We start from the raw sequence: 20,894 nt of genomic DNA on the forward strand, positions 1-20,894 counted from the left end.
CCCTCGTACTGGACGTACGTGGGCTTTCGCCCGGTGCGGCGAGAGTGCGTGCCAGGCGTCGCAGGACAGACGGGAATTTGACGACAGGCCCTAGCCGGACTGGCACCACCACGTCACCCTCGTAAATGCCGCCCACGCCCTCCTCACCGGACAGCGGCTCTCCCCAAAAGCCCGCACGCAGACCTCACCCTCTGCCAAGCCCTCGACTCCAGGAACGTCGATCTGGCCGAAGGCGGCCTGTGCCTGGGCGACCGCGCAGGCGCCAACGGCGCCGAGACCGCCGGCCCCTACGCCGACTGCAACGACACTCAGAACCTGACCCAAATTCCCTGGACCCGGCCTTAACCAAACACCGCGAAGGCCCCTCCACCAGATCGGTGCACGGGCCTCCCCACGCCCGGGGCCGGGCAAGACCGCTCTCGCCCGGCCCCGCCTCATGCCCGGAATTCGCCGCGCTCTACCAGATCGCGGCTCCGCCACCGGCCTGAACGGCACGTCCTTAGGGCTACCTGTCCAACCTGGAGGTCTACGCCTGGGGCGAAGAGCAGCTCACCCAACTCCCCTCCCCAGACCAACTCTGCTGACCCCTCTGACGGAACCGGCCCACCAGAAGCTCAAAATGGGAGGCGAGCAGCACGCACTCGCCGAGGTACGCACAGACCTCGTCCGCCTCGATGCAGAGGTCATTCGTCGGCGAGACGGGGAAAGAACTGCGAGGCCGACCGGCGGCGCGCCGCATCCTTCGACAGCCCGACCCCCCACACACCCCTGCCCGTGCTAGCGCAGGCACTCCCCGCTCTCATACACCGTCAAGTGGTCGGCGTACCAGGGCTGCTGGAGGGAGAGTTCGAAGCCGTGGTGAGTCGCGCGGACCCCGGACAAGCCCGGCCCGGAAGACCGGTCGTCCCACGGCGCTATGTACGTGACCGTCAGGCCCTCGGCCTTCCAGCCGGCTCGGAAGTCGGCCATGGCGATGACGGCTTGTGGATCCTGTCCGCCCACGCCGTACTCCGCTCGACTGCTGAGCCCGCCACCGCCCGCCGTCTCCCCCACCCTGCCCGCGCCCACGCACCAGCGCCTTCACTTTGCCGGTGGCGGCGGCCGACCGGCCAATGCTTACGCCGCGTACGAAACGGATCGCACGCCAGATACACCGACGTACAGGCTTCACCCTGCTTCGCCACCGCATCCTCCTCGGATAGCAACATGCTGCGTCACCACCGAATGCGCGCCAGGGCAGTTGATTGGACACTCCCTTTCGGGGGTCAGCCAACGATGCGTAACCGCAGCTTGAACAAGGTGAGCGTGTCGAGCCCGAGTCCTTCGGTGAGGAAGGCGCCGAAGCTTCCGTAGTCGGCCACCGCCTGTGCCCTGAACGCCCCCAGGTAGCTGCTGCGCACCTGAAGCAAAGGGTCGAGCAGGGTCGGGTCTTGCATGAATCCCGCGGCCTTGAGCTGACTCTTCAGCGCAGCGTCCGATGCCGCGCGGAGTTCGTTGCTGAGCAGGTAGTCACCCTCGGAAGTGGAGGCCGGGACGCCGACCGCGCGCAGGATCGTGTCCGCGAGGATTCCCGTACGGTCCTTGCCGGACGAGCAGTGGAACATCGAGGGCTCGTGCGAGTTCGCCACGGTGCGGACCGCTGCCCCGAGCGCGGCCCGGTTCGCCGGGTTGGTGACGAAAGCACGGTAGAGCGCTTCCATCCTCACTGCGGCCTTTTCTCCGCCGAGCTGCTGCTGTTGGTACACGGGGTCCTTGCTGCGCACCACCATGCCGATGAACGCGAACAACGACGTGTCGTCGACCGGCTGGGCGATCAAGGTCACGCCGGCCGGAAGCCGATCGGCTCCGTCAGCCTGCATCTCGGGCCCGGTACGCAGGTCGATAACGCTGCGCAGCCCGAGGTCAGCGAGAGCGTGCACGCCCTCGGGCGGCAGCTTCGACAGGGTCTCCGAGCGGTACAGCACACCCCAGCGGGTGGTCTTACCGTCGTACGTGCGGTAGCCGCCGATATCCCGGGCATTGACCGTACCGGGTAGTGGCAGCACCCGCGAGGTCATGAGCGTGCTGTGGGCGAGTCGGGGGTGGTTCGCGGCCGGGGATGCCTGCGCCGTACCGGACGCCAGGGGCATCACCAGGGCCACGGCGAGCACAGACGTGCTGACGGCGCGTCTTGTCGGTGCCACGAGGGGGCTCCTTCCATAGGGGAGCCGGGAACGTAGCGCGTGGATCTTGTGCCTGGAAGGCGTACGCATGAAACATCAGACCCGCCATGTACCGTGACCAACCGTCAGTCCTGCAACGCGCAGTTCTGGCTATGGAGGCAGCGGCGCCAGATACCGACTGAGGACCTGAAAACGCTCGACCGGCGGACATCAACCAGCTCGGCGAGTGCCCGCACCAGCGTCCGCGCAGCACAGCGCCACGTCGATCTGCCGGATCAGCCCCACCGACTCCGGGCCTCTCCCGGCACGGACGTCACGGGCGCCGGCCGCCGCGTCACCGAGCGGGCAGGGGGCCCGACGGCCACACTGGCAAGCACCTCCGCCCAGACGCGGCGCAGCAGCTCACCCACGACCTGTCGGCGTGCCACACGCCGAGGACGGAGCACATCGGCCGGTCTGATCGCCCCGAGCCTGGCCGGCTCGCGCAAAGCCGCGCTCGACCAGCGCAAACTCCTTGCGTCCCGGATCGGGGAACTCCCGGAGACCCACCCTCTTTCGAAGGTCCTGGCGTTCATGCCCGGCGTCGGCGTCAGGACCCGAGCCCGCATCCTCATCAGATCGGCGACGGCAGCGCTTTCCCGACCGCCGGCAGTGCTGGCCAGATTACGGCTGCACATGTTGCAACACCACGGCGGCTACGCCCATATAGCTAGCCTGCGTAATGACGAAGCACTCGACAGCTCGCTCGGGCAAGTCGCCAAGACCACCGTCGCCGAGTCCGCACGTGATGCCCGCGACCATGCCACCGCTGCCCATGCACGGACCGAGGTGCACGCCAAGGTCGCCGAGTCGGGCACACCGGTTCCGGCTGCCCTGGGGCACTGGTCGACCGCCTCGCCGACCCCCTGCCCGGGCCGCCGGGAGGTGACGCGGCAGACGGGAGTGATCGCCTCAGCCTCGCCGCCTGCCATCGCAGCAAACGTCACTCCATTCGTTCTGCCCGTCCCCGTCGGGCAGCCGAGAACAGGGAGACCTAACGGAGTCCTGCGAGAAGTCCGACTGGGATCATTGGGGCAGGAAAGGCGCAGGGTATCGGCGCGATCACCGTCCGGCACCAGATGCTGATCTGTGCTAGCCGTGCTTCCCTAGAAGGGATTGTCGAACCGCTGTCGGCGGGCCCCTGTCAGGCTGGAGTCCGTCAGCCACGTTCACAGAGCCCTGGAACGGGCCTGCTCGACGAGCCGTCGCCTTTCTCACCTCCCTCGCAGAGTCACGAGATCACGAGAGGAGCACCACTATGCGCAAGTACAACCGGACTCGCCGTCTTTTGACGGCCTCGACAGTCCTTGTGGTCGGGGGCATCATGCTCTGGCCCGAAGCTGCGGTTGGGCACCCAGCCTCTCCCGATACCCCGGCAGGGATATCGGGAAGTTACCAGCTCGTCAACGTGGAGACCGGCAAGTGCGCGACGGTTGCGGGCGGTGTCTCCACCGAAAACAACGTCAGGCTCGTCCAGTTCAACTGCGACACGCATCCCTCACGCCGCTGGTTCATCAGCACCAACAACGGCAATGGCAGGCAGTTCGTCAGTGGGCAGACCCGCAAGTGCGCGACAGTTGCGGGCGGAGTCTCCACCCAAAACAACGTCGAACTCGTCCAATTCAACTGCGACACGCATCCCTCACGCCGCTGGTTCGTCACCAATTGGAACGGCAGCTCATACCAGTTCGTGAACGCGCAGACCCGCAAGTGCATGACCGTCGCCGGTGGCGTCTCCACCGACAACAACGTCCGGCTCGTGCAATTCACCTGCGACACGGACCCCTCACGCCGCTGGATCCTACGGCGCATAGCCGCGCCCATCGACGACTGAAACGCTGCCGGCGTACCACTCGCTGTGGTTGGTCGCCACATCGCCCGCGAAGCCGACCAGGCAGTGCGGCGGTCTAGCCAACCGAGCCGGGACGGCTGGAAGCCCAGCGCAACTCTCCTGGTCGACGGGGGTACGGCCGGACACCGAGCGATCCCTACTGGGAGTTGAGCCGCAGGCTCTTCTTGGCCAGTTCGTAGGCCGGAAGCATTTCCTTGTGCTCCTCGGTGTCCATGCCACCCAGGTGCAGGACCACCGCGCCGCTGGGGGTGATGACGGCCAGGGCGTGCTCCTGCTTCGACTCGTCGAGGAGCTTGCTGTACGTCTCGTACACGACCTCGGTGGCGGGCAGCGAGCCCGCCTTGATCTCCGTGTACGCCGCTTTGCTCGCGTTCTTGTCAGCGGTGACGAACGCCTCCAGGGCCGCGCGCGGGGTGCCGCCCTTGGCAGCGGTGCTGGTCCAGGCACGCAGATAGCCGATGTTCCCGGCAGGCTTGGCGTCGATCTCGCAGGCCATCGTGAACGGGCCCTGCTTGGCGAGGGCGTCCAGTGCCGTGCCGTCGAGCTTGACCGGCTTCGCCCTCCACTTGTCGGCGGTGGTGAAGGCCACGGGCAGCGGGCACGCCGATCCGGCGGCCCCGACCGTGTCGCCGCCCTCGGCCGCCGGAGCGCCGGACGCCGTGCCGGGCGCTTTCGAGGATGCCCGCGTGGGGGACGCCGCGGGCTTGCCCGAGGACTCCTTCCCCCCACCGCACCCCGTCAGCACCACTGCCGCCAACGCGGACGCGACCGCACCCCGTACCAATATCCGCACCAGAGGTCCTTTGCCCCCGTATTTTTCGAAACGGTCGACTGGCCGCCCACGGGAGGGTAGCCGACCCCGGACAGTGACGGACCTTGGGAGGCACTGAAGTGAGTTACGCCGTGGGATCCACGCGCTCGCCAACGGCAAACCCGTCCTGCCGGACCTGGACGCGCGGGGATCTGGATCCCGCCCAGCAGGTATATCGCCGTCATGATCAGCAGGACACGTCCGCTCTGGCCGCCTCCTCGTCCCAGGTGAACCCCAGGTGAACCCGTACTCGCTGCCCTTCCCCTCCACCGGGGCGGGTCGGAAGGCGGTGAGGCAAGGGGCGCGGGGGCCAGAATCATGATGTGGGCGGCCCCGAAGGCCCCTTAATCCGGTCATCTCTGCCCGAACGGCCTCACCCTGCCCCACCCAGCTCGTCGGTTCGTGAGCGCCGCGCTCGGCCGCGCACCGGGCCCGCCGGGTCCGGAATGCCCGCTTCGTAGCTTTGGGCGGTGGGAGGCACGCACCGTGGTGCAACACCGGGAAACAGCCCCGCGGTCGCACTGCCGTCAGTACCCTCTCCGTCGGGGGTGGTGCACGTGCAGAAGCTGCACGTACGTATCACGGCGACCAGTGACCGCTTCGATGCCGATGACGACAGATGGCTCTCCCAAGTGCGTCTTCTCCTGGACGAGCTGGGCAGGGAAGTCCCCCTGGAGACGCGGCACACGGCCGGTGAGCCAGGTACGAAGAGCGGTGGGCTGCCGGGGGTGGTCCTGGTGATCGTGCCGGCGGCCGTCGGCGGGGTCGTGGCGGTCATCAGGGACTGGCTCAAGAACAGCCGCGACCGCAGTGTCCATCTCCGATGGGAAGAGGGGGGCGAGAAGGGCGAGTTGACGGTCACCACCAAGAACAGTGACAACGCCGCCCTGCAGGCATCCGTGGAGCACTGGCTGTGCTCCAGATTCCGTGGTGTCGAACGGGAGGAAGGACCTGCGCCGACGCAGGGCGACCCGTCGGCGGACGGCGATTCTGTTGGATGAGGCGCCATCGCCGTACCGGGCCCTGTTGATCGGCAACGCCGACTTCCCCGACGAACCGGAGCTGGACCCGCTGCGCGGCCCAGCGAACGATCTCAGAGAGCTGAGCGCCGCCCTGGCCGATCCCGAGGTGGGACTGCCCTGGCAGGTGACGGAGCTACGAGACCGCACCAGCCAGGAGGTCGAGGAGGCGATGTACGACTTCTTCGAAGGGGCGGCGCGCGAGGAACAGTTGCTCCTCTACTACAGCGGCCACGGCCTGCTCGACAGGCGCGATCGGCTCTTCCTGTGCACTCAGGACACGACGCTCGCGAGGAGGGGGCTGCGTGCGGTGCGCCATTCTTACGTCACCGATCTGATGGACCACTGCCCCGCACGCGCGATCATCGTCGTCCTGGACTGCTGCTACAGCGGCAGGGCGGCCGACGCGAAGGGGCTCGACATGGCAGCCCCCTTCGCGGGCCGCGGACGGTTCGTCATGAGCAGCTGCGAACGACGCGGCACCGCCAAGGACGCGCCCGGGGACGGCGAGCCCAGTCTGTTCACCGGCCACCTCGTCGCGGCGCTGCGGCACGGAGCGGTGGGGCGCGACGGTTATGTCACAGCCCACCAGGTCTTGCGTTACGTGGACGACCAGTTGCGCGGTAGCGGGCAGCGTCCGTGCTGCAAGACCGAGGGAGAGACCGGCGACGTACCACTGGCGCGGCGACCAGCGCCGGCCGAGTGGGCGGTCGAGGCGGCTGGGCAATCTCCGCCCGAAGCCTCCCTGGACACCCATCCCGTGTTCGCGCCCGCCCGTGGGCCGAGCCAACGGCCGGCCATGGAATGCCACTTCACCGGAGCCATGCACGTACTGCTGCCCGGCTCGCGGGGAACGTTGAGCGTCTACCGGGACGCACTTCTCGCGGCGGAGAGCGGCGGCGAGGTCCTGGGGTGGTGGTTCGCCGCCCAGCCGCTCGGGCTCCGCCGCAAGCGGGCACGGCTGACCGGTACGGCGCCCCTGGGCGGTGGCGTGCGGTTCACTCTGCCGGACGGCGCCGGTACGGTCACCTGGTCGGCGGAGCAACTCAACGCTTACGAAGAGGCACGCACGACCAGCAACTGGCCGACCACTCTGCGGCCGACCCAGACCGATGCCACCCACACCGTCCTCAAGGCGCACGACCGGGAGTACCGCAGGCTCACGCGCGCGCCCTGGATGCTGGCAGGATCGCTGGTCGCCTTCGCCGCATCCGTGGTGATGACCGTGCGGGTGATGACTCCTCACGTCCCCGACGACATACCCGCCTACCCGTTCTTCCTTGCCCTCCTGAGCGGGTTCTTCGTGAGTGCCTACACCTCCCTCGTCCGGGTCAGCTTCCAACTCCAGCGGCTCGTCAAGCTCCCCGAGCTCCCGGTCCGCCGCATGCTGCTGAACACACATGTCAAACCTGCGTACACCTTCGTCCCCGATGTCGGGCCGCCCGTGACGGTTCCGCCGCAAGAACGTACGTACTTGTGGTCTGACGACTACCGGTTGGCGCTGCCGTCGGGTTTCTTCAGCGCGACCCCCAAACGTCCTTGGCCCCTCGCACCGGGTGCCCCGCTGCCAGTAGAGGTCATGGGCGTGCCCCACCCGGGTGAATGGGTACTCGTCCGCACCCCGCAGGGCACCCTCTGGCCGACTGGGCGGGTCAAACACTGCTACAGCTCGGAGATCGACCGGGCGACCCGTCGACAGGCCACTTCCGAGGAGCCCCCGCGCCAGGAGTAGACGAACGCGGCGGGACGGTGGCGGCTCACCAACGAAGGGCGGCTCATCCGAAGCGGCGATACCGAAGCGGCCCGTTCCCTCCACCTCTTGCCAAACAGCGTCGGTGGGCCGCTGTTTTCTCTGAACCACCAGAGGAGTACGAGAAGCCCCTCAGCGCCGGCGTGCGGAGCGGCTTCCCTGACCGCCGGGGTGCAGGCGGTGGCCCGGTCGCGGCGCAAGATCGGCGGCGGCTGGCAGAAGTACACCCAGGGGTGTGCTGCGCGCCGCCCCGGTCAACGGCTCGGGCACGGCCAACTGGGCTTCGCGCAACCGGGGCACCACGTGGGAGTACCGTGTCAGTCGCCTCCGCCCGTGAAGTCCAGCACCAGGAGGTCCTGGACCCGCCGGTACCCCAGCCGCTGGTACAGCGCGTTGCTCGTCGGGTTGGCCAGGTCCGTGAACAGCACCACCTGTTCCGCGCCCCACCCCAGGGCCAGCCGGGTCGCGGCCGCCGTGGCGACGGCCGCGAAGCCGCGGCCGCGCAGCGCGGGCGGGGTGTAGACGGGGCCGATACGTGACTGGCCCGCCAGCACCCCGGAGGCGGCGGCCAGCGACACCGGGCCCTCCTCCGTCTCCCACAGCACCAGTTGCCCGGCCGCCGTGCGCCTCGCCGCGGCCGCCGCCGCGCCCAGGCCGGGCGGTAGCGCCAACTCGTCGAGGAACGCGGTCATCCACGCGGTGACCAGCGGCAGATCCGCCTCGGTCGCCAAACGGGCGCGGCCCAAGGTCGGTGCAGGTTCGGCGAGTTCGGCGAGCCGGAACAGCCGCTCCTCCCGGTCCACCCGATACCGGCCCCACGCCTCACCGAAGGCCAGGGCCGTGGCGGTGGCGCCGTTCACCCCGACGGGCATCTCGCCGCGCAGCGCCCCGGCGAGCTCCCGGGCCGCGCCGTCCGGCATCGTGCCCAGCACCGGAGGCATTCCCGGCGTCTGGACGTACGCGCCACCCACCGCCGGGCCCCCCGGCCCGGTCCACCAGCCGAACCGGGCACCCGGCCAGTGCCCATCACGCGCACCCTCGGAGAGGGTGAGCAGCACCGTGTTGCGTGCCGGGTCAGCGGCGAGGAAGGAGTGCGCGGCCGCTCGGAAGGCTTCGACGTCGTCCGTGAGATACCAGGTCATGCTCGATCGTTGTACGACGCCGGGCCCCGGCGCATCCCCTTTTCCCCGGCCGTACGGGCCCTCTTTTCCCCTCACGGTGACCGGCAACTCGACATGGCCGCCGACAAGGGCCGCCTGGCGGTCGACTTCCCTGGGGGGCACCATCAGCCACCTCGACGAGGTCTTCGCCTCAGGCACCGTCTACCTGCGCAATAACAAGAGCACCCCGCGCACGTGGAGCAGGCCCGCTCCAGTCGGTCGTGGCCGCGCACAGGAACGCGTCTTTCGCGCAACTCGCCCGGCTTGCACGGGAGCTTGTAGTAGCCGGCGCCGGCACCCACCTCCTGCTCGTCCGGACCGCCTTCCTCCAGGACCCCGACGCCCAGGGCCTCTCTCAAGGTCCGGCTCATTTGATCTTGTGGCAAGATCGCGGGATGCTGCGACTTACCGATTTCATTATCGATTGCCCGGATACGATGAAGCTGGCAGCCTTCTACTCCGAGGTGACGGCGCTCCCGGTCAAGGAGGGCAGTAACGAGAACTGGGCCGGTATCCAGTTCGGCGAGATCGAACTGGCCTTCATCCAGGTGGAGGACTACCGCGCCCCGAAGTGGCCCGACAGCGAGCACCCCAAGCAGTTCCACCTCGACTTCGAAGTCGACGACATCGAGGCCGAACAGCGCCGCGTCCTGGCCCTCGGCGCGACCCTGCAGCGGGACTGCACCGGCCCCGACGGCTTCGGCTTCCGCGTCTACACCGATCCCATCGGCCACCCCTTCTGCCTCTGCCGCAACAAGGGTGTCATCTGGACCGATCAGGGCCCCGTCTGGCCCAAGCGCGACCAGTAGGCCGCGTTTCGAAGTGAGCTGAGCGGCGGCGTGTCCCGGCCACGCTCGCCTTCGTCCGGCCGCAGCGTGGCACGTCACCTTCACCCGAGCCCGTGACGTCCAGCGCAAACCCCTGCGCAAGCAACCAACGCAAGGGGCGGGGCGCGGCAGTGCTTCTCCATGACTACCAAGTCAGAGAAGCCGCCGCCCCATCTTCGCCGACCGCCGGCTGTGTCCTTTCGTGGCCCACCACTCGTCCAGATGGGCGTGGACGAGGTGCACGAGCTGCCCCAGCCGGTCAGCAGCGGGCGCGGGTGAGGTGAGCACGTCCGCCCATGACTTGTCCTCCCAGGGCAGGGTGACGGTCCAGCGTTCGTCCGGATGGCCCGGGCGGCGCACAGTGAGCAAGTACGTCAACGTCGCGCTGCGATCCAGATGGTGCTCCACCGACAGCGTGATGACGTCGAAGCACAGTCCGTCAGCTGCGACGTAGGGGCGGCTCAGGGCCTGCTCGGCCGGCGTCTGCTCGTCCACCGGGACGGCTCCTTTCACCTCACCCCGCGTCCCGACACCGCGTCTAGCAAGTGGCCGCGCCGACGAGGGCCGCCCGGTCGACCGTATACGCGGTCAGAAGGTCGTTGCGCCCGGCCGGGGTGCCGAACAGGGTGCGGAACTTCTCCAGACGTGGGCACTGATTCCGCGTGTAGGTGGAGTACCCACCCCGGCCATTGGGATCACCGGACCAGATGGCCGCGGTGATCCTCCGGTCCATCGTGCTGTCCCAGCCGTGGCCCGCCTTGATGTGCTTCCAGCCCCACGTCTTGGTGCCGCAGCGCAGGGTGTAGAACGCGGGCCCCCGGTAGTACTTCTTCAGGATGTAGTCGCGGCTGTGGCTCCTGCAGATGGCGTCATAGCTGTCGGCCGCCGCCACTGTAACGACGGCTTCAGAGGTAGCTGTAATGACAGCTTCGGAGGAAGCAGACGCAGGAGACACGGCGGACGCGGAGCCGACTCCCGCAACCAGCAGGGCCGACATCGCCGCGACAGCAGCCAGCGCCGTCCTGCCTGAAGCGCTGAAAAGCATAGGTCCTCTGCCCTTTCCGTGGCCAGCCGGGAGCCGCTGCGTGAAGCGCCTGATTCGTTTCCGAACGCTCCCTCATGTTCAGACCAACCTCCCGCGCGGGAGCAACATACTGCCATGGTTCAACTGCGAAGAGTCACCTACCGGGACAGGAGCCGTGTGTCGGCAACGCCTCAAAGGTGGACTGGATCACTTTCAGAGACCCGAGAACCCTGGCGCCACTGATGGGGCACTCGTCGCTCCGGCCACCGGGCTTCCGGGTGGTGAGAGGCCGCCAGACCGGTCGGCGCGACCACGGACACCGCTCCGGCCGAGGCCTCCAACTCGCAGGCGCTCGCCGACCAGCGCGCACCGGTCTCTTTCAAACGCAGGGCCGCGCCGCCACCTCGCTTGCCGTGACACGCACGTCGCCGCACCGGCGGGGCACCCGGCAAGGGATAGAGCGCGGCCTCCGGGGGAAGTCTGCTCGCGATCGCTGGGGTCGGCTTCGAAGGAGACTGCTGCCGTGCGCACTTTGACGTTCGTTGTCGGTACGGGCCGCAGTGGGTCGACCGCGCTGTCGACCATCGTCCATGCGCATCCGGATGTCCTCAGCCTCAACGAGCTCCTGTCGTCCGTGCAGAGCCGGGGCTTCCCCGAAGGGCCCTTGGACGGTAGGGAGTTCTGGCGGCTTCTGGCCGATCCCAATCCGCAGTTCGAGCAGATGATCCGCAACGGGGTACCGATGCCGGAGTTCCTCTACACGCGTCGCCCCGGGCGCTTCGCGACCGAGACCACGGGCATTCCCGCGCTGTCCCTGATGGTACTTCCGCACCTGACCGACCAGCCGGACAGCCTGTTCGACGAGCTGGAAGGGCAGGTATGCGGCTGGCCGCGACGGAGCGCCGCCGACCATTACGCGGCCCTGTTCAGCCTGTTGGGCAGGCGGGCGGGGCGTACGGCGGTGGTCGAGCGATCGGGCTATTCCCTGCACCGGGTGCCGTTGCTCCGCAAGGTCTTCCCGCACGCACGTTTCGTGCACCTGTTCAGGGACGGACCCGACTGCGCGCTGTCCATGAGCCGGCACACGGGCTACCGGCTGATCTTCCTGCTGCGGGAGATCCTCGCCCGCAGTGGCGCCGAGCGTATCGAGGACCTGACCGAGGAACAGATCCGTGATCTGCCACCCACACTGTCACCGCTGCTGACCGAACACTTCGATTCCGCCCTGGTCCTCGACCCTGATCTGCCGCTCACCGGTTTCGGCGCACTGTGGTCACAGCTCATCGTCCAGGGCGTGGCTGACCTCGACGTTGTGCCCGCACTCCAACGGACCACCCTTGCCTACGAGGACCTCCTTGACGATCCCCGCAACGAGCTGACGCGCCTGGCCCACTTCATCGGCGTCGAACCACTCCCCCAATGGCTCGACACAGGCGTCGCACGCCTGGACGGCAGCCGACGAGGCGCCTCCCGACAGCTGCCCGGAGCACAACGCGCGGCGCTCCAGGCATCCTGCGTCCCGGGCACACGGGCCCTGGCAGTCGCGCCAACTGGAAGCGACTGTGGGGTGGATCACAGGTGAGGTTGACCTTGGGGCGGGGTGGAGGCTCGTCGCAGCCGGCAAGAGGCTGACCCGGGGCACAACCGATGTGAAGAGCAGCATGTCCACCAACCTTTCCGGCCAGGGGCAGGATCGTCCGGAGCTGTAGCAGGCGATCGAGGAGTTGGTCGGTTCCTCACCCAGCTCGAACACGGGCTGGACGACCCCGAGTACATCGACATGACCAAGCGCGGCTGGGAGGCCGAAACCTGGGAACCGGACGACCCGAGGATCGAAGAACTCGCGACCGCCATGGCCAACCGCTACCTCGCCAACCCCGCGCTGTTGGCGGATCACGCCAGCCGGCAGGCATGGGCCAAGGCTTCGGCCCAGTACAAGCTGATCAACAACCGGCCAACACCAGCGCCCAGGGCAGGGAAACGGAGCCCTTCGCTGACAGGGCCGCTGGGGGCTGTGGACCCTCGGGGTGTGCGCCTCGTCCCGACTCGGTTCACGCTTCGTCGCGGTGGGTGAGGTGGCCGTTGGTGAGCCGCCAGTAGTGCTGATGAGGTGTCAGTTGCCAGGTCTCGTCGGCGGCGATCGCCTGCGTGATCCATTCGTGGAGTTGCGGCAGGGCATGCGCTCGTAGAACAGCGCGGATGGCAGCACGCTCAGTGGCATCGACGGGGTGAACGTCTATGCGGAAGCCGACCATGTCCGGGTGGATGCCACGGCCGTAGTTGCGGGGGTTCGGAGCGATCCATCGTGCTCCCAGGACGATGGTCCCGCTGCCATGTCCGGTGAGGAACTGCAGGTCCGTGACTCGGGTCATGTAGGGGCCGAGACACTCGTTGATGTCGGTGGTGGTCAGTGGCCAGGCACGGTGCCGGGGCAGTCTTCGATTTCGTGCGGACATGGCAGACAGAATGGCAGAAGGTCACTGTCGGCCCTCATGATGGGTCTCCATGGCGAGGACCGGGTCGCCCCCCTCCATCGCGCCGGCTCTGGCCGTCGGAGGTGTCAGACACGTCGGGCCGGTGTATCGCTGCCGTGCCCGGCCGCCGGCTCTCCGCGCCGGACCGAGCCGGGGGCGCGGGCGGCGGGGTGGTCGGCGTGGGCGGCGGAGGTGAGTTGCCAGGGGACGCTGGTGACCATGACGCCCGGGGTGAACAGCAGGCGGCTCTTGAGCCACAGGGCGGACTGGTTGTGCAGGAGGTTCTCCCACCAGTGGCCCACCACGTACTCGGGGATGAAGACGGCGACCACGTCGCGCGGGCTCTCGCGGCGCATCCCCTTCACGTACTCGACGACCGGCTTGGTGATCTCGCGGTAGGGGGAGGCGAGGACCTTCAGGGGTACGTTGACGTCGAGGTCCTGCCAGCGGCGCTCGAGGTCCTGCGTCTCGCCCTTGTCGACGGCGACGGTGAGGGCTTCGAGCTGGTCCGGTTTGAAGGCGCGCGCGTACGACAGTGCCCGCAGGGTGGGTTTGTGGATGGTCGACACGAGCACCACCGCCAGGACCCGGGAGGGTGGGACGAGTTCGGCTCGTGGGTCCTCGACCGCGAGTTCGGCGGAGGTGTGGTCGTAGTGGCGGCGGATGCCGCGCATCATCACCCACAGGACGATCGCGGCCAGCACCGCGAGCCAGGCGCCCTCCGTGAACTTGGTGATCAGGACAATGACGAGGACCAGGCCGGTGACGCACGCGCCGAGCGCGTTGACGACGCGGGCCGACTGGTGGCGGCGGCGCGTGGCCGGGTCGGGCTCGGCGCGCAGGGCGCGGTTCCAGTGCCGGACCATGCCGAGCTGGGAGAGCGTGAAGGAGGTGAACACTCCGAGGATGTAGAGGTGGATGAGGCTGGTGACGTCCGCCTTGTACGTCCACAGCAGTGCTCCGGCGACGATCGCGAGGGCGAGGATGCCGTTGGAGAAGGCGAGCCGGTCGCCGCGGTTGTGCAGCTGGCGGGGCAGGTAGCGGTGCTGGGCGAGGATCGAGGAGAGCAGCGGGAAGCCGTTGAACGCGGTGTTCGCGGCCAGGATCAGCACCAGCGCGGTGGCCGCCTGGATGAAGTAGAAGCCGATGCTGTTGTCGCCGCCGAAGACCGAAGAGGCGAGCTGGGCGATGACGGTCTTCTGGGTGAAGTTCTCGCAGTCGCCGCCGAGGCCGGTCAGCCGGCAGGAGTCCGCGGTGATGTGGACCTTCGAGACGATCGCCAAGGTGGTCACACCGACGAACATCACCACCGCGATGATGCCCATCGAGGCCATCGTGCTCGCCGCGTTCTTCGACTTGGGCTTGCGGAAGGCGGGTACGCCGTTGGAGATCGCCTCCACACCCGTCAGGGCCGTACAGCCACTGGAGAAGGCCCGCAGCACCAGCATCAGCAGCGCCAGGCCCGTCAGGTTCTGCTCGCTGGGATCCGGTGTGATGCCGTACGCGGCCGATTCGGCCACCGGCGCGTCGCCGAGGAGGTAGCGGATCAGGCCGGTGCCGACCATGATCAGGACGCCGCCGATGAAGAGGTAGGTCGGGGCGGCGAAGGTGCGCCCGGACTCGCGTACGCCCCGCAGGTTGATCGCGGTGAGGATCGCCACGAAGCCGAGCGCAAGCAGTACGCGGTGGTCGGCCAGCGACGGCAGCGCCGAGATGATGTTGTCGACACCGGAGGCGACCGAGACAGCCACCGTCATCACATAGTCGACCAGCAGGGACGCGGCCACGACCAGCCCCGCCGACGGGCCCAGGTTGGTCGAGACGACCTCGTAGGAGCCGCCGCCGCTGGGGTACGCGTGCACGACCTGCCGGTAGGACAGCACCACCACCGTCATCAGGGCGACCACGGCGGCGGCGATCCACGGGGTGAAATGGAGGTAGGCGAGTCCGCCCAGCGTCAGGACGAGCAGGATCTCCTGGGTCGCGTACGCCACGGAGGAGAGCGGGTCGGAGGCGAAGATCGGCAGGGCGAGCCGCTTGGGCAGCAGGGTCTCGCCCAGTTCTTCGCTGCGCATGGCGCGGCCGATCACGAGGCGCTTGAGGACGCCGGTCAGGTTGAGCACGTCGCGAGCGTATGAACAGCAGGAGGCATATGCCCGTTAAGAGGCCGTCAAGGTTCCTGAGGGGTGTCTGCAAAACGGGATGAAACGCCTAGTCCAGTCCGGAGATCTTGAACACTCGGCGGGCCGTCTCACCGTCGACGCGTACGGCCATCTGGCGCAGTGCCCTCTCACCGCAGCAGAGGGTGCCGCGCGCCATGTTCGTACGGGCGTCCTCGTCCAGGACGCGCCACAGCGGCGGATTGGCGACGAGCACTTTCGGGTCGATCTCGGTGCGGTTCCGTACGGCATCCTGACGCCGGTGCGTCAGACGTCCTCCAGACGTCCGCCAGGGCGCGCCTCCCCCAGGCGCGGGCGTGTTCCTGGCGGGCTTCGAGTGCGTGGCGCGGCGGTCGGCGACGACCTGCGGCACGGCTTGGAGCTCCGCTGTCTCGCGCAGGCGCCATAGCCTCGTTGCGGTGCCAGGTAGACCGCCGCCTTCGGAAGCGGCGGTCTACCGTATGTCGCCGCCTCAGGAGGAGGTGGACGGAGTGGGTCGTGTCCACGCCTCCAACTCACTCAGCGCCGCCATGAAGTCGCCCAGCATCGGGCGTACGTGGTCCTTGTCGAGGGCGACCAGGCCGTCGGTGTGGGCGCCGCCGGGGACCTGGGTGTAGCGGTGCAGGGCGGCGTGGCCCGTGGCGGCGACCATCCGGTGGTAGACGTCGCCGAAGGCGGCCGGCGGGGTGAGGGCGTCGAGGGTGCCCTGGATGCTGATGAGGGGACGGTGGATATTTCCGGTGAGCGAGATCCGTTCCACCGCCTTGTGCACCGCTCGCGGGCGGGCCACGAAGTCGTAGTCGGTGTCGCAGCCGGGACCGGTACCTTCGGGGCAGAGCGGGGCACCGCCCTCGGTGGGCCCGTCGTAGTCGGGGTCGAGTTCCTCGCGTATCACTCGCTGGAGGAGGTCCCACTGCTTCTTGTGGTGCCACTCCCACTGGGGCTCGGAGCCCTCCGGATAGCCCGCGGCGAGCATCGCGGCGTGCGCGGACTCGGCGTGTGGCACCGGGGCGTAGCGGGGGTAGGCGCGCAGGGCGGGCGGGAGGGACTTGAGGAGGCCGCCGTCGGCGGTGAAGGTGAGGGCGTTCCAGTCGAGACCGCCGGTGTAGAGGTCGGGGCGGTGTTCGAGCTGCCAGCGGACGAGGTAGCCACCTGCGGAGAGCCCGGCGGCGTACGTGAAGCGTGGCGTGTGACCGTAGTGACGTGCCGTCACTTTCTTTGCCGTCACCGTAAGTTCGGTGACCCTGCGGTGCCATTCCATGACGGCGTCGCCGGGGCCGTCGCCGTCCTTGTAGATCTCGGGGCCGGAGTTGCCTTTGTCGGTGGCGGCATACGCGTACCCCCTCGCCAGGACCTGGTCGCTGATGATGCGGTCGTTGGCGTACTGCTTGCGCAGTCCCGGCGGGCCCGCGACGACGAGCCCGCCGTTCCAGTGGTCGGGCAGCCGGATGACGAACTGACTGTCGTGGTTCCAACCGTGGTCGGTGTTGGTGGTGGAGGTGTCGGGGAAGTAACCGTCTATCTGGATGCCGGGGACTCCGGACGGGGTGGTGGTGTTGGGCGCCTCCAGGCCCGCCCAGTCGTCGGGGTCGGTGTGTCCGGTGAGCTTGGTGCCGGCGGTCGTGAGGTCGGCAAGGCGGGCGGACACGGTGTGTTCGACGCCGGGGACCCGGATTCTGTCGGCGGTGCCGGGGCGGGCGGCCGCCGGGACGGCCAGGACGGTGGCCAGCAGCAGGGGTGCGACGGCCAGGGAACGTAGGTGCATGGAGTGTCCTCATCTCGTGCCGTGGTGACGCCGAGAAACCTAGGAACCGCAGGTCATCGGGGGTAAGTACGAAAAGTCAGGGGTGCGGGGGGGGACGGAGGGCACATGACCTTTGGCCACGCTTCGCCGCGCAGCCGTCGGCTGGTGCGGACGGGCGCCGTCCCCGCGTACGCTGCGGGAGCCGTACCCGTACGTACGAGATTTCCGAGGAGGCTCGATGCCGCGTCCTGTGCCCTGGATACCCACCGTTCTGTACGGGGCGGTGCTCGCCGGGGGCCTCTACTACGCCGTGATAGGTCCGGGCCCTGACGCGCGCACCGCCGGGTTCGCGGTGCTGCTGTGCGCGCTCGCGGCGCTCGACGGGCGCGGGTGGCGGGTTCCGGTGGGCGCCGTGTTCGCCCTGCGGGCCGCGCTGTTGTGTGCGGTGGCGGCTCTCGATGTCTCCGGGCTGTCGCGGGTGTTGTTCGTCCTGGTCCCGTTCCTGGGGTTTTTCGCGTTCGGGCCGGGTGTCGGGGTCGCGCTGGGTGCGGGGTGTGTGGTTCTGCTGGCGGGTACGTTCACCTTGTGGGTGCCGGGGTGGGCGCTGCGGGCCGAGTACATCTCGGATCTGTTGATGTTCACCCTGGGAGTCGTACTGGCACTGGCCATGGCGTCCGTTGCCGTACGGGAACAGCGGGCCCGCGGCCAACTGGAGGGCACCCTCGCGGAGGTTGCGCAGTTGTCGGCGGCCCGTGAGCGCAACCGGCTGGCTCGCGAGATCCATGACAGTCTCGGGCACCATCTGACCGCGATCGGGATCCAGTTGGAGAAGGCGGAGGCGTTCGCCGCGCTCGATCCGACCTCCTCCGCGCAGGCCGTCTCGCACGCCCGCTGGTCGGCAAACCGGGCCCTGGACGAGGTACGGACCTCCGTACGCACCCTGGGCCCCGAGGCGGAATCCGAGCCCGTCGCTCTGTCGCGGGCGCTGGCCGACCTCGTCCACCACCTGGACGGCGGCGCCCGCCGGATCTCCCTGGACGTGTCGGGCACCGAGCGGCGGCCGCTGCTGGTGCTGTACCGGGCAGCCCAGGAGGGCCTCACCAACGCGTGCCGGCACTCCGGCGCGAGCGAGATCGGTGTGACGGTCCGCTACGACGAGACGGGCGCGCGTCTGTGTGTCATGGACAACGGGGGCGGGCTGGGCGGAGCCGCGGAGGGCTTCGGACTGACGGGGCTGCGCGAGCGGGTGCGGCTGGCTGAGGGGACGGTGGACGTGAGTAGTTCCGAGCGGGGGACGGTGCTGGCGGTGGGGGTGCCGTGGTGACCGGTCCCGCAGTCGTCGGGCCGGGGGTGGCGGGAACTCCGGACGTACGCAATGACGTGGCGGCCGGACCCGGGGCGCCGCAGGCGCTGGACGTACGTGTCCTCGTCGTCGACGACCAGGAGCTCGTGCGCGAGGGCATCGCCGCGCTGCTCGGCATCCAGCCTGGCATCGCGGTGGTGGGCAGCGCGCGGGACGGCGGCGAGGCCGTGGAGCTGGCCCAGAAGTGCGAACCCGACGTGGTGCTGATGGACATCCGGATGCCCGGCATGGACGGGGTGGCGGCCACGGCTCTGCTCCTGCGCCGGCTGCCCCGGTGCCGGATCGTGATGCTGACGACGTTCGACGACGACGAGTACGTAGGGCGGGCGCTCAAAGCCGGGGCAGTCGGCTATCTGCTGAAGAACCTGCCCGCGGCGGAACTCGCCCAGGCGGTCCGCCTCGCGCACGCGGGTGTCGCTCAGTTCGACCAGACGGTCCTCACCTCGCTGGCGGCGGGCATCCCCGCGCCCGACCTCCTGACGCCCCGGGAGACGGAGGTTCTCCGGCTCATCTCCGCGGGCGCCACGAACAAGGAGATCGCCGCGCGGCTCTATCTGAGCGAGGGCACCGTCAAGAACCACATCTCGCGTGTGCTGAGCCGGCTGGGGCTGCGGGATCGGACGCAGGCCGCGCTGTATGCGCGGGAGAACGGGTTGGTGTGAGGGGCGGGACGCGGGCCGCGCCTTTGAGTACGGCGTCGGCTCCGGCATCCCCCTGGTTCACTTCGATGACCAGGGCTCTGGCTCCTGCCGCGGAGGCTTCGGCCAAGGCTGCGACCAGTGCGCGCGAGGACTCGTGGAAGCTGCTCGACACGTGGAGATTGTGGATCAGTACGGCGACGTCCGTCGGGGCGCGGCTGCCGGCGGCCCGTAAGGCGTCCTTTCAAAATGCTGGGTGCTTGCGGGCAAGGGTCATGCAGTGAGCGAGCTGGAGGAAGGCGTCGTGGATGTCGCTCGATGATGCGGTCAGCGGTCGGCTTGGACACCCCGAACAGTGCGCCAGCTGTCACGACTTCAGGTTGGTCCGCCTCGTCGAGAGGCTGGCGTCAGCAGGCGGCATCGTCCGGATGCGGCCCCTTGGGCAGTCGTGGTTCAGTAGAAGGAGGGAGGAATCAACAAATCGACACTCGGGGCCGCGAGAAACAAACGAGGGAGGCCGTGACCATGAACGGCTTCAAGCTTGGCGAGCCCTTGGATCAGAAGCAGGAACGCTTCACCAGCACCGCGCCACCGGTGGTGTTCGGCACCCAGGCGACCGGATACGTAGAACTGGAGACACCTGAGGAACTGCGGGCCTGGGAGGTGGCCCTTCGGACCACGACCGGTCTGGAGGTCTCCGCCGAGGCCCTGGCTGGGCACGCGTGTGAGACCGGGTGTGGGGTCCACTGCTGCTCCGACCAGTGTGACGCGGCATGATCCTGGCCCTGTCCTTCCACGACGATCTTCATGCCGTGGGCGTGCAGCAAGCGGTGCGCGCCCGCGGTGAGCCGTTCCACATTCTCGAGTGCGACGGGGTGAGCGGAAGACCCGGCCTCACCTGGCACCTGTCCGGGACGCCGGACGGCTCCGGCATCCCGGCGGCGTTGCCGACGTCGGAGGGCCGAACGGTGCCCCCAGCGCAGGCGAAACTGCTGTGGTGGCGCCGGGCGCGTGCGCCACAGCAACTCACCATGGCCGCCGCCGAGTCGGAAGGCGCGGCTATCAGTGCGCAGCAGATCAGCCTGGTCAACAACGACTGCAATGGAGCGCTGAGAGGCATCCTCGCCGCCTCGTTCCATGGTGAGTGGATCTCACCGCCGGAGGCAACCGACCGGGCATCGGACAAGGTTTACCAGTTGTGGGTGGCCCGACAGGCCGGTTTCCGGGTGCCGCGGACGCTGATCACACAATCACGTGGTGAGGTTGTGGACTTCATCAATGAGGTCGGGCGGGTCATCGTCAAGCCCGTCGTAGGCGCGCCGGGCCCGTCCCTGTACACGCGGTGGATCGAGGATCCGCAGACGTTGCCTGCGGAGTCCTTCGCAATGTGCCCGGCGACGTACCAGGAATACATTCCGGGCCGACACCACATCCGGCTCAACTGCTTCGGCGAGCGCATGTTCGCGGCGCTCATCGAGACGGAGGAACTGGACTGGCGCCCTGATCTCAACGTCCCGATCACACGGTGGCCGGTCCCTGAGGACCTGGCCCGGCTGGTCCGTACGGTGCTAGATCGGCTGGGGCTGCCCATGGGCGTGATCGACATCAAGCTCACACCGGAAGGTGAACCCGTATGGCTGGAGGTGAACCCCCAAGGGCAGTTCCTCTTCCTCGAACCGCTCACCGGTGAGCCGCTGACCGAGCACTTCGCCGACTACCTGATCACGACAGCCGCGACCGCTGGCGGCGACCACCGCAGCTGAGTTCGGGTAGGGGCATCTACCAGGTGGTGCTCAGGGGTTCAGGTCGGCTACCAGGTGGTGCTCAGGGGGTTCAGGTCGGCCCCTTTGAAAGGACGCCTTTAAGTGCACG

19 protein-coding genes are annotated in these 20,894 nt (G+C 68.5%); 9 read left to right on the plus strand and 10 right to left on the minus strand.

Translation table 11 applies throughout. The annotated features are described in order from the left end of the window. Positions 1-777 precede the first annotated feature (777 nt). Both AB0G17_RS34195 and AB0G17_RS34200 read right to left on the minus strand, forming a co-directional pair. The gene (locus tag AB0G17_RS34195) at positions 778-1,002 is read right to left on the minus strand and encodes a hypothetical protein (RefSeq protein WP_361391055.1); all 225 of its coding nucleotides are present in this window, start codon (positions 1,000-1,002) and stop codon (positions 778-780) included. A gap of 263 nt (positions 1,003-1,265) precedes the next feature. Then, complete coding sequence (locus tag AB0G17_RS34200; RefSeq protein ID WP_361391058.1) at positions 1,266-2,183, minus strand: tyrosine-protein phosphatase; 918 nt, start codon at positions 2,181-2,183, stop codon at positions 1,266-1,268. Positions 2,184-3,459: 1,276 nt separating this feature from the next. Here AB0G17_RS34200 and AB0G17_RS34205 point away from each other — a divergent pair. Further along, a complete protein-coding gene (locus tag AB0G17_RS34205; protein WP_361391061.1) occupies positions 3,460-4,035 on the plus strand; it encodes an RICIN domain-containing protein in 576 nt (191 codons plus the stop codon). A 154-nt stretch (positions 4,036-4,189) separates the two neighbouring features. On the opposite strand, the gene AB0G17_RS34210 is transcribed toward AB0G17_RS34205, so the two are convergent. After that, complete coding sequence (locus AB0G17_RS34210) at positions 4,190-4,846, minus strand: lipoprotein (protein ID WP_361391064.1); 657 nt, start codon at positions 4,844-4,846, stop codon at positions 4,190-4,192. Between the two features lie 575 nt (positions 4,847-5,421). Here AB0G17_RS34210 and AB0G17_RS34215 point away from each other — a divergent pair. Continuing rightward, positions 5,422-5,865 (plus strand): hypothetical protein, encoded by a 444-nt coding sequence (locus AB0G17_RS34215; RefSeq protein WP_361391067.1) that lies wholly within the window; start codon positions 5,422-5,424, stop codon positions 5,863-5,865. Between the two features lie 25 nt (positions 5,866-5,890). Next, the gene (locus tag AB0G17_RS34220; RefSeq protein ID WP_361391070.1) at positions 5,891-7,615 is read left to right on the plus strand and encodes a caspase family protein; all 1,725 of its coding nucleotides are present in this window, start codon (positions 5,891-5,893) and stop codon (positions 7,613-7,615) included. 335 nt (positions 7,616-7,950) lie between these two features. Here the strand turns inward: AB0G17_RS34220 and AB0G17_RS34225 are convergent, their stop codons facing one another. After that, the gene (locus AB0G17_RS34225; RefSeq protein ID WP_361391073.1) at positions 7,951-8,775 is read right to left on the minus strand and encodes a GNAT family N-acetyltransferase; all 825 of its coding nucleotides are present in this window, start codon (positions 8,773-8,775) and stop codon (positions 7,951-7,953) included. A 413-nt stretch (positions 8,776-9,188) separates the two neighbouring features. Between AB0G17_RS34225 and AB0G17_RS34230 the strand changes: the two genes are divergently transcribed. After that, a complete protein-coding gene (locus AB0G17_RS34230; RefSeq protein ID WP_361391076.1) occupies positions 9,189-9,602 on the plus strand; it encodes a VOC family protein in 414 nt (137 codons plus the stop codon). A 171-nt stretch (positions 9,603-9,773) separates the two neighbouring features. On the opposite strand, the gene AB0G17_RS34235 is transcribed toward AB0G17_RS34230, so the two are convergent. Beyond that, a complete protein-coding gene (locus tag AB0G17_RS34235; protein ID WP_361391079.1) occupies positions 9,774-10,115 on the minus strand; it encodes a hypothetical protein in 342 nt (113 codons plus the stop codon). Between the two features lie 43 nt (positions 10,116-10,158). Next, positions 10,159-10,512, minus strand: coding sequence for a hypothetical protein (locus AB0G17_RS34240; protein WP_361391082.1), 354 nt, complete (start codon positions 10,510-10,512; stop codon positions 10,159-10,161). 655 nt (positions 10,513-11,167) lie between these two features. On the opposite strand from AB0G17_RS34240, the gene AB0G17_RS34245 reads away from it, so the two are divergent. Then, positions 11,168-12,226 (plus strand): sulfotransferase, encoded by a 1,059-nt coding sequence (locus AB0G17_RS34245; RefSeq protein WP_361391085.1) that lies wholly within the window; start codon positions 11,168-11,170, stop codon positions 12,224-12,226. 469 nt (positions 12,227-12,695) lie between these two features. Here the strand turns inward: AB0G17_RS34245 and AB0G17_RS34250 are convergent, their stop codons facing one another. The 4 genes from AB0G17_RS34250 to AB0G17_RS34265 all read right to left on the minus strand — a co-directional run bounded on the left by AB0G17_RS34250 (position 12,696) and on the right by AB0G17_RS34265 (position 17,042). Continuing rightward, positions 12,696-13,100 (minus strand): hypothetical protein, encoded by a 405-nt coding sequence (locus tag AB0G17_RS34250; RefSeq protein ID WP_361391088.1) that lies wholly within the window; start codon positions 13,098-13,100, stop codon positions 12,696-12,698. A 104-nt stretch (positions 13,101-13,204) separates the two neighbouring features. Beyond that, positions 13,205-15,241 (minus strand): APC family permease, encoded by a 2,037-nt coding sequence (locus tag AB0G17_RS34255; protein ID WP_361391091.1) that lies wholly within the window; start codon positions 15,239-15,241, stop codon positions 13,205-13,207. Positions 15,242-15,329: 88 nt separating this feature from the next. Beyond that, on the minus strand, positions 15,330-15,650 hold the full coding sequence (locus tag AB0G17_RS34260; protein ID WP_361391094.1) for a hypothetical protein: 321 nt from the start codon (positions 15,648-15,650) through the stop codon (positions 15,330-15,332). Between the two features lie 99 nt (positions 15,651-15,749). Further along, complete coding sequence (locus AB0G17_RS34265; RefSeq protein WP_361391097.1) at positions 15,750-17,042, minus strand: tannase/feruloyl esterase family alpha/beta hydrolase; 1,293 nt, start codon at positions 17,040-17,042, stop codon at positions 15,750-15,752. A 217-nt stretch (positions 17,043-17,259) separates the two neighbouring features. Between AB0G17_RS34265 and AB0G17_RS34270 the strand changes: the two genes are divergently transcribed. The 4 genes from AB0G17_RS34270 (at position 17,260) to AB0G17_RS34285 (ending at position 20,785) form a co-directional block, all read left to right on the plus strand. Next, positions 17,260-18,345 carry a histidine kinase gene (locus tag AB0G17_RS34270; protein WP_361391100.1) on the plus strand — a complete coding sequence of 362 codons (1,086 nt, stop codon included), beginning with the start codon at positions 17,260-17,262 and terminating at the stop codon, positions 18,343-18,345. Between the two features lie 86 nt (positions 18,346-18,431). Further along, positions 18,432-19,046: a response regulator transcription factor gene (locus AB0G17_RS34275; protein ID WP_361391179.1), complete on the plus strand. Its 615-nt coding sequence runs from the start codon at positions 18,432-18,434 to the stop codon at positions 19,044-19,046. Positions 19,047-19,547: 501 nt separating this feature from the next. Then, complete coding sequence (locus AB0G17_RS34280) at positions 19,548-19,799, plus strand: hypothetical protein (protein WP_361391103.1); 252 nt, start codon at positions 19,548-19,550, stop codon at positions 19,797-19,799. Further along, positions 19,796-20,785 carry a hypothetical protein gene (locus tag AB0G17_RS34285; protein ID WP_361391106.1) on the plus strand — a complete coding sequence of 330 codons (990 nt, stop codon included), beginning with the start codon at positions 19,796-19,798 and terminating at the stop codon, positions 20,783-20,785. The genes AB0G17_RS34280 and AB0G17_RS34285 overlap by 4 nt, the downstream gene beginning before the upstream one ends. Positions 20,786-20,894: the final 109 nt, after the last annotated feature.

The sequence above is a fragment of the Streptomyces sp. NPDC023838 genome (assembly GCF_040639555.1).
In the GTDB taxonomy this organism is placed as follows: domain Bacteria; phylum Actinomycetota; class Actinomycetes; order Streptomycetales; family Streptomycetaceae; genus Streptomyces.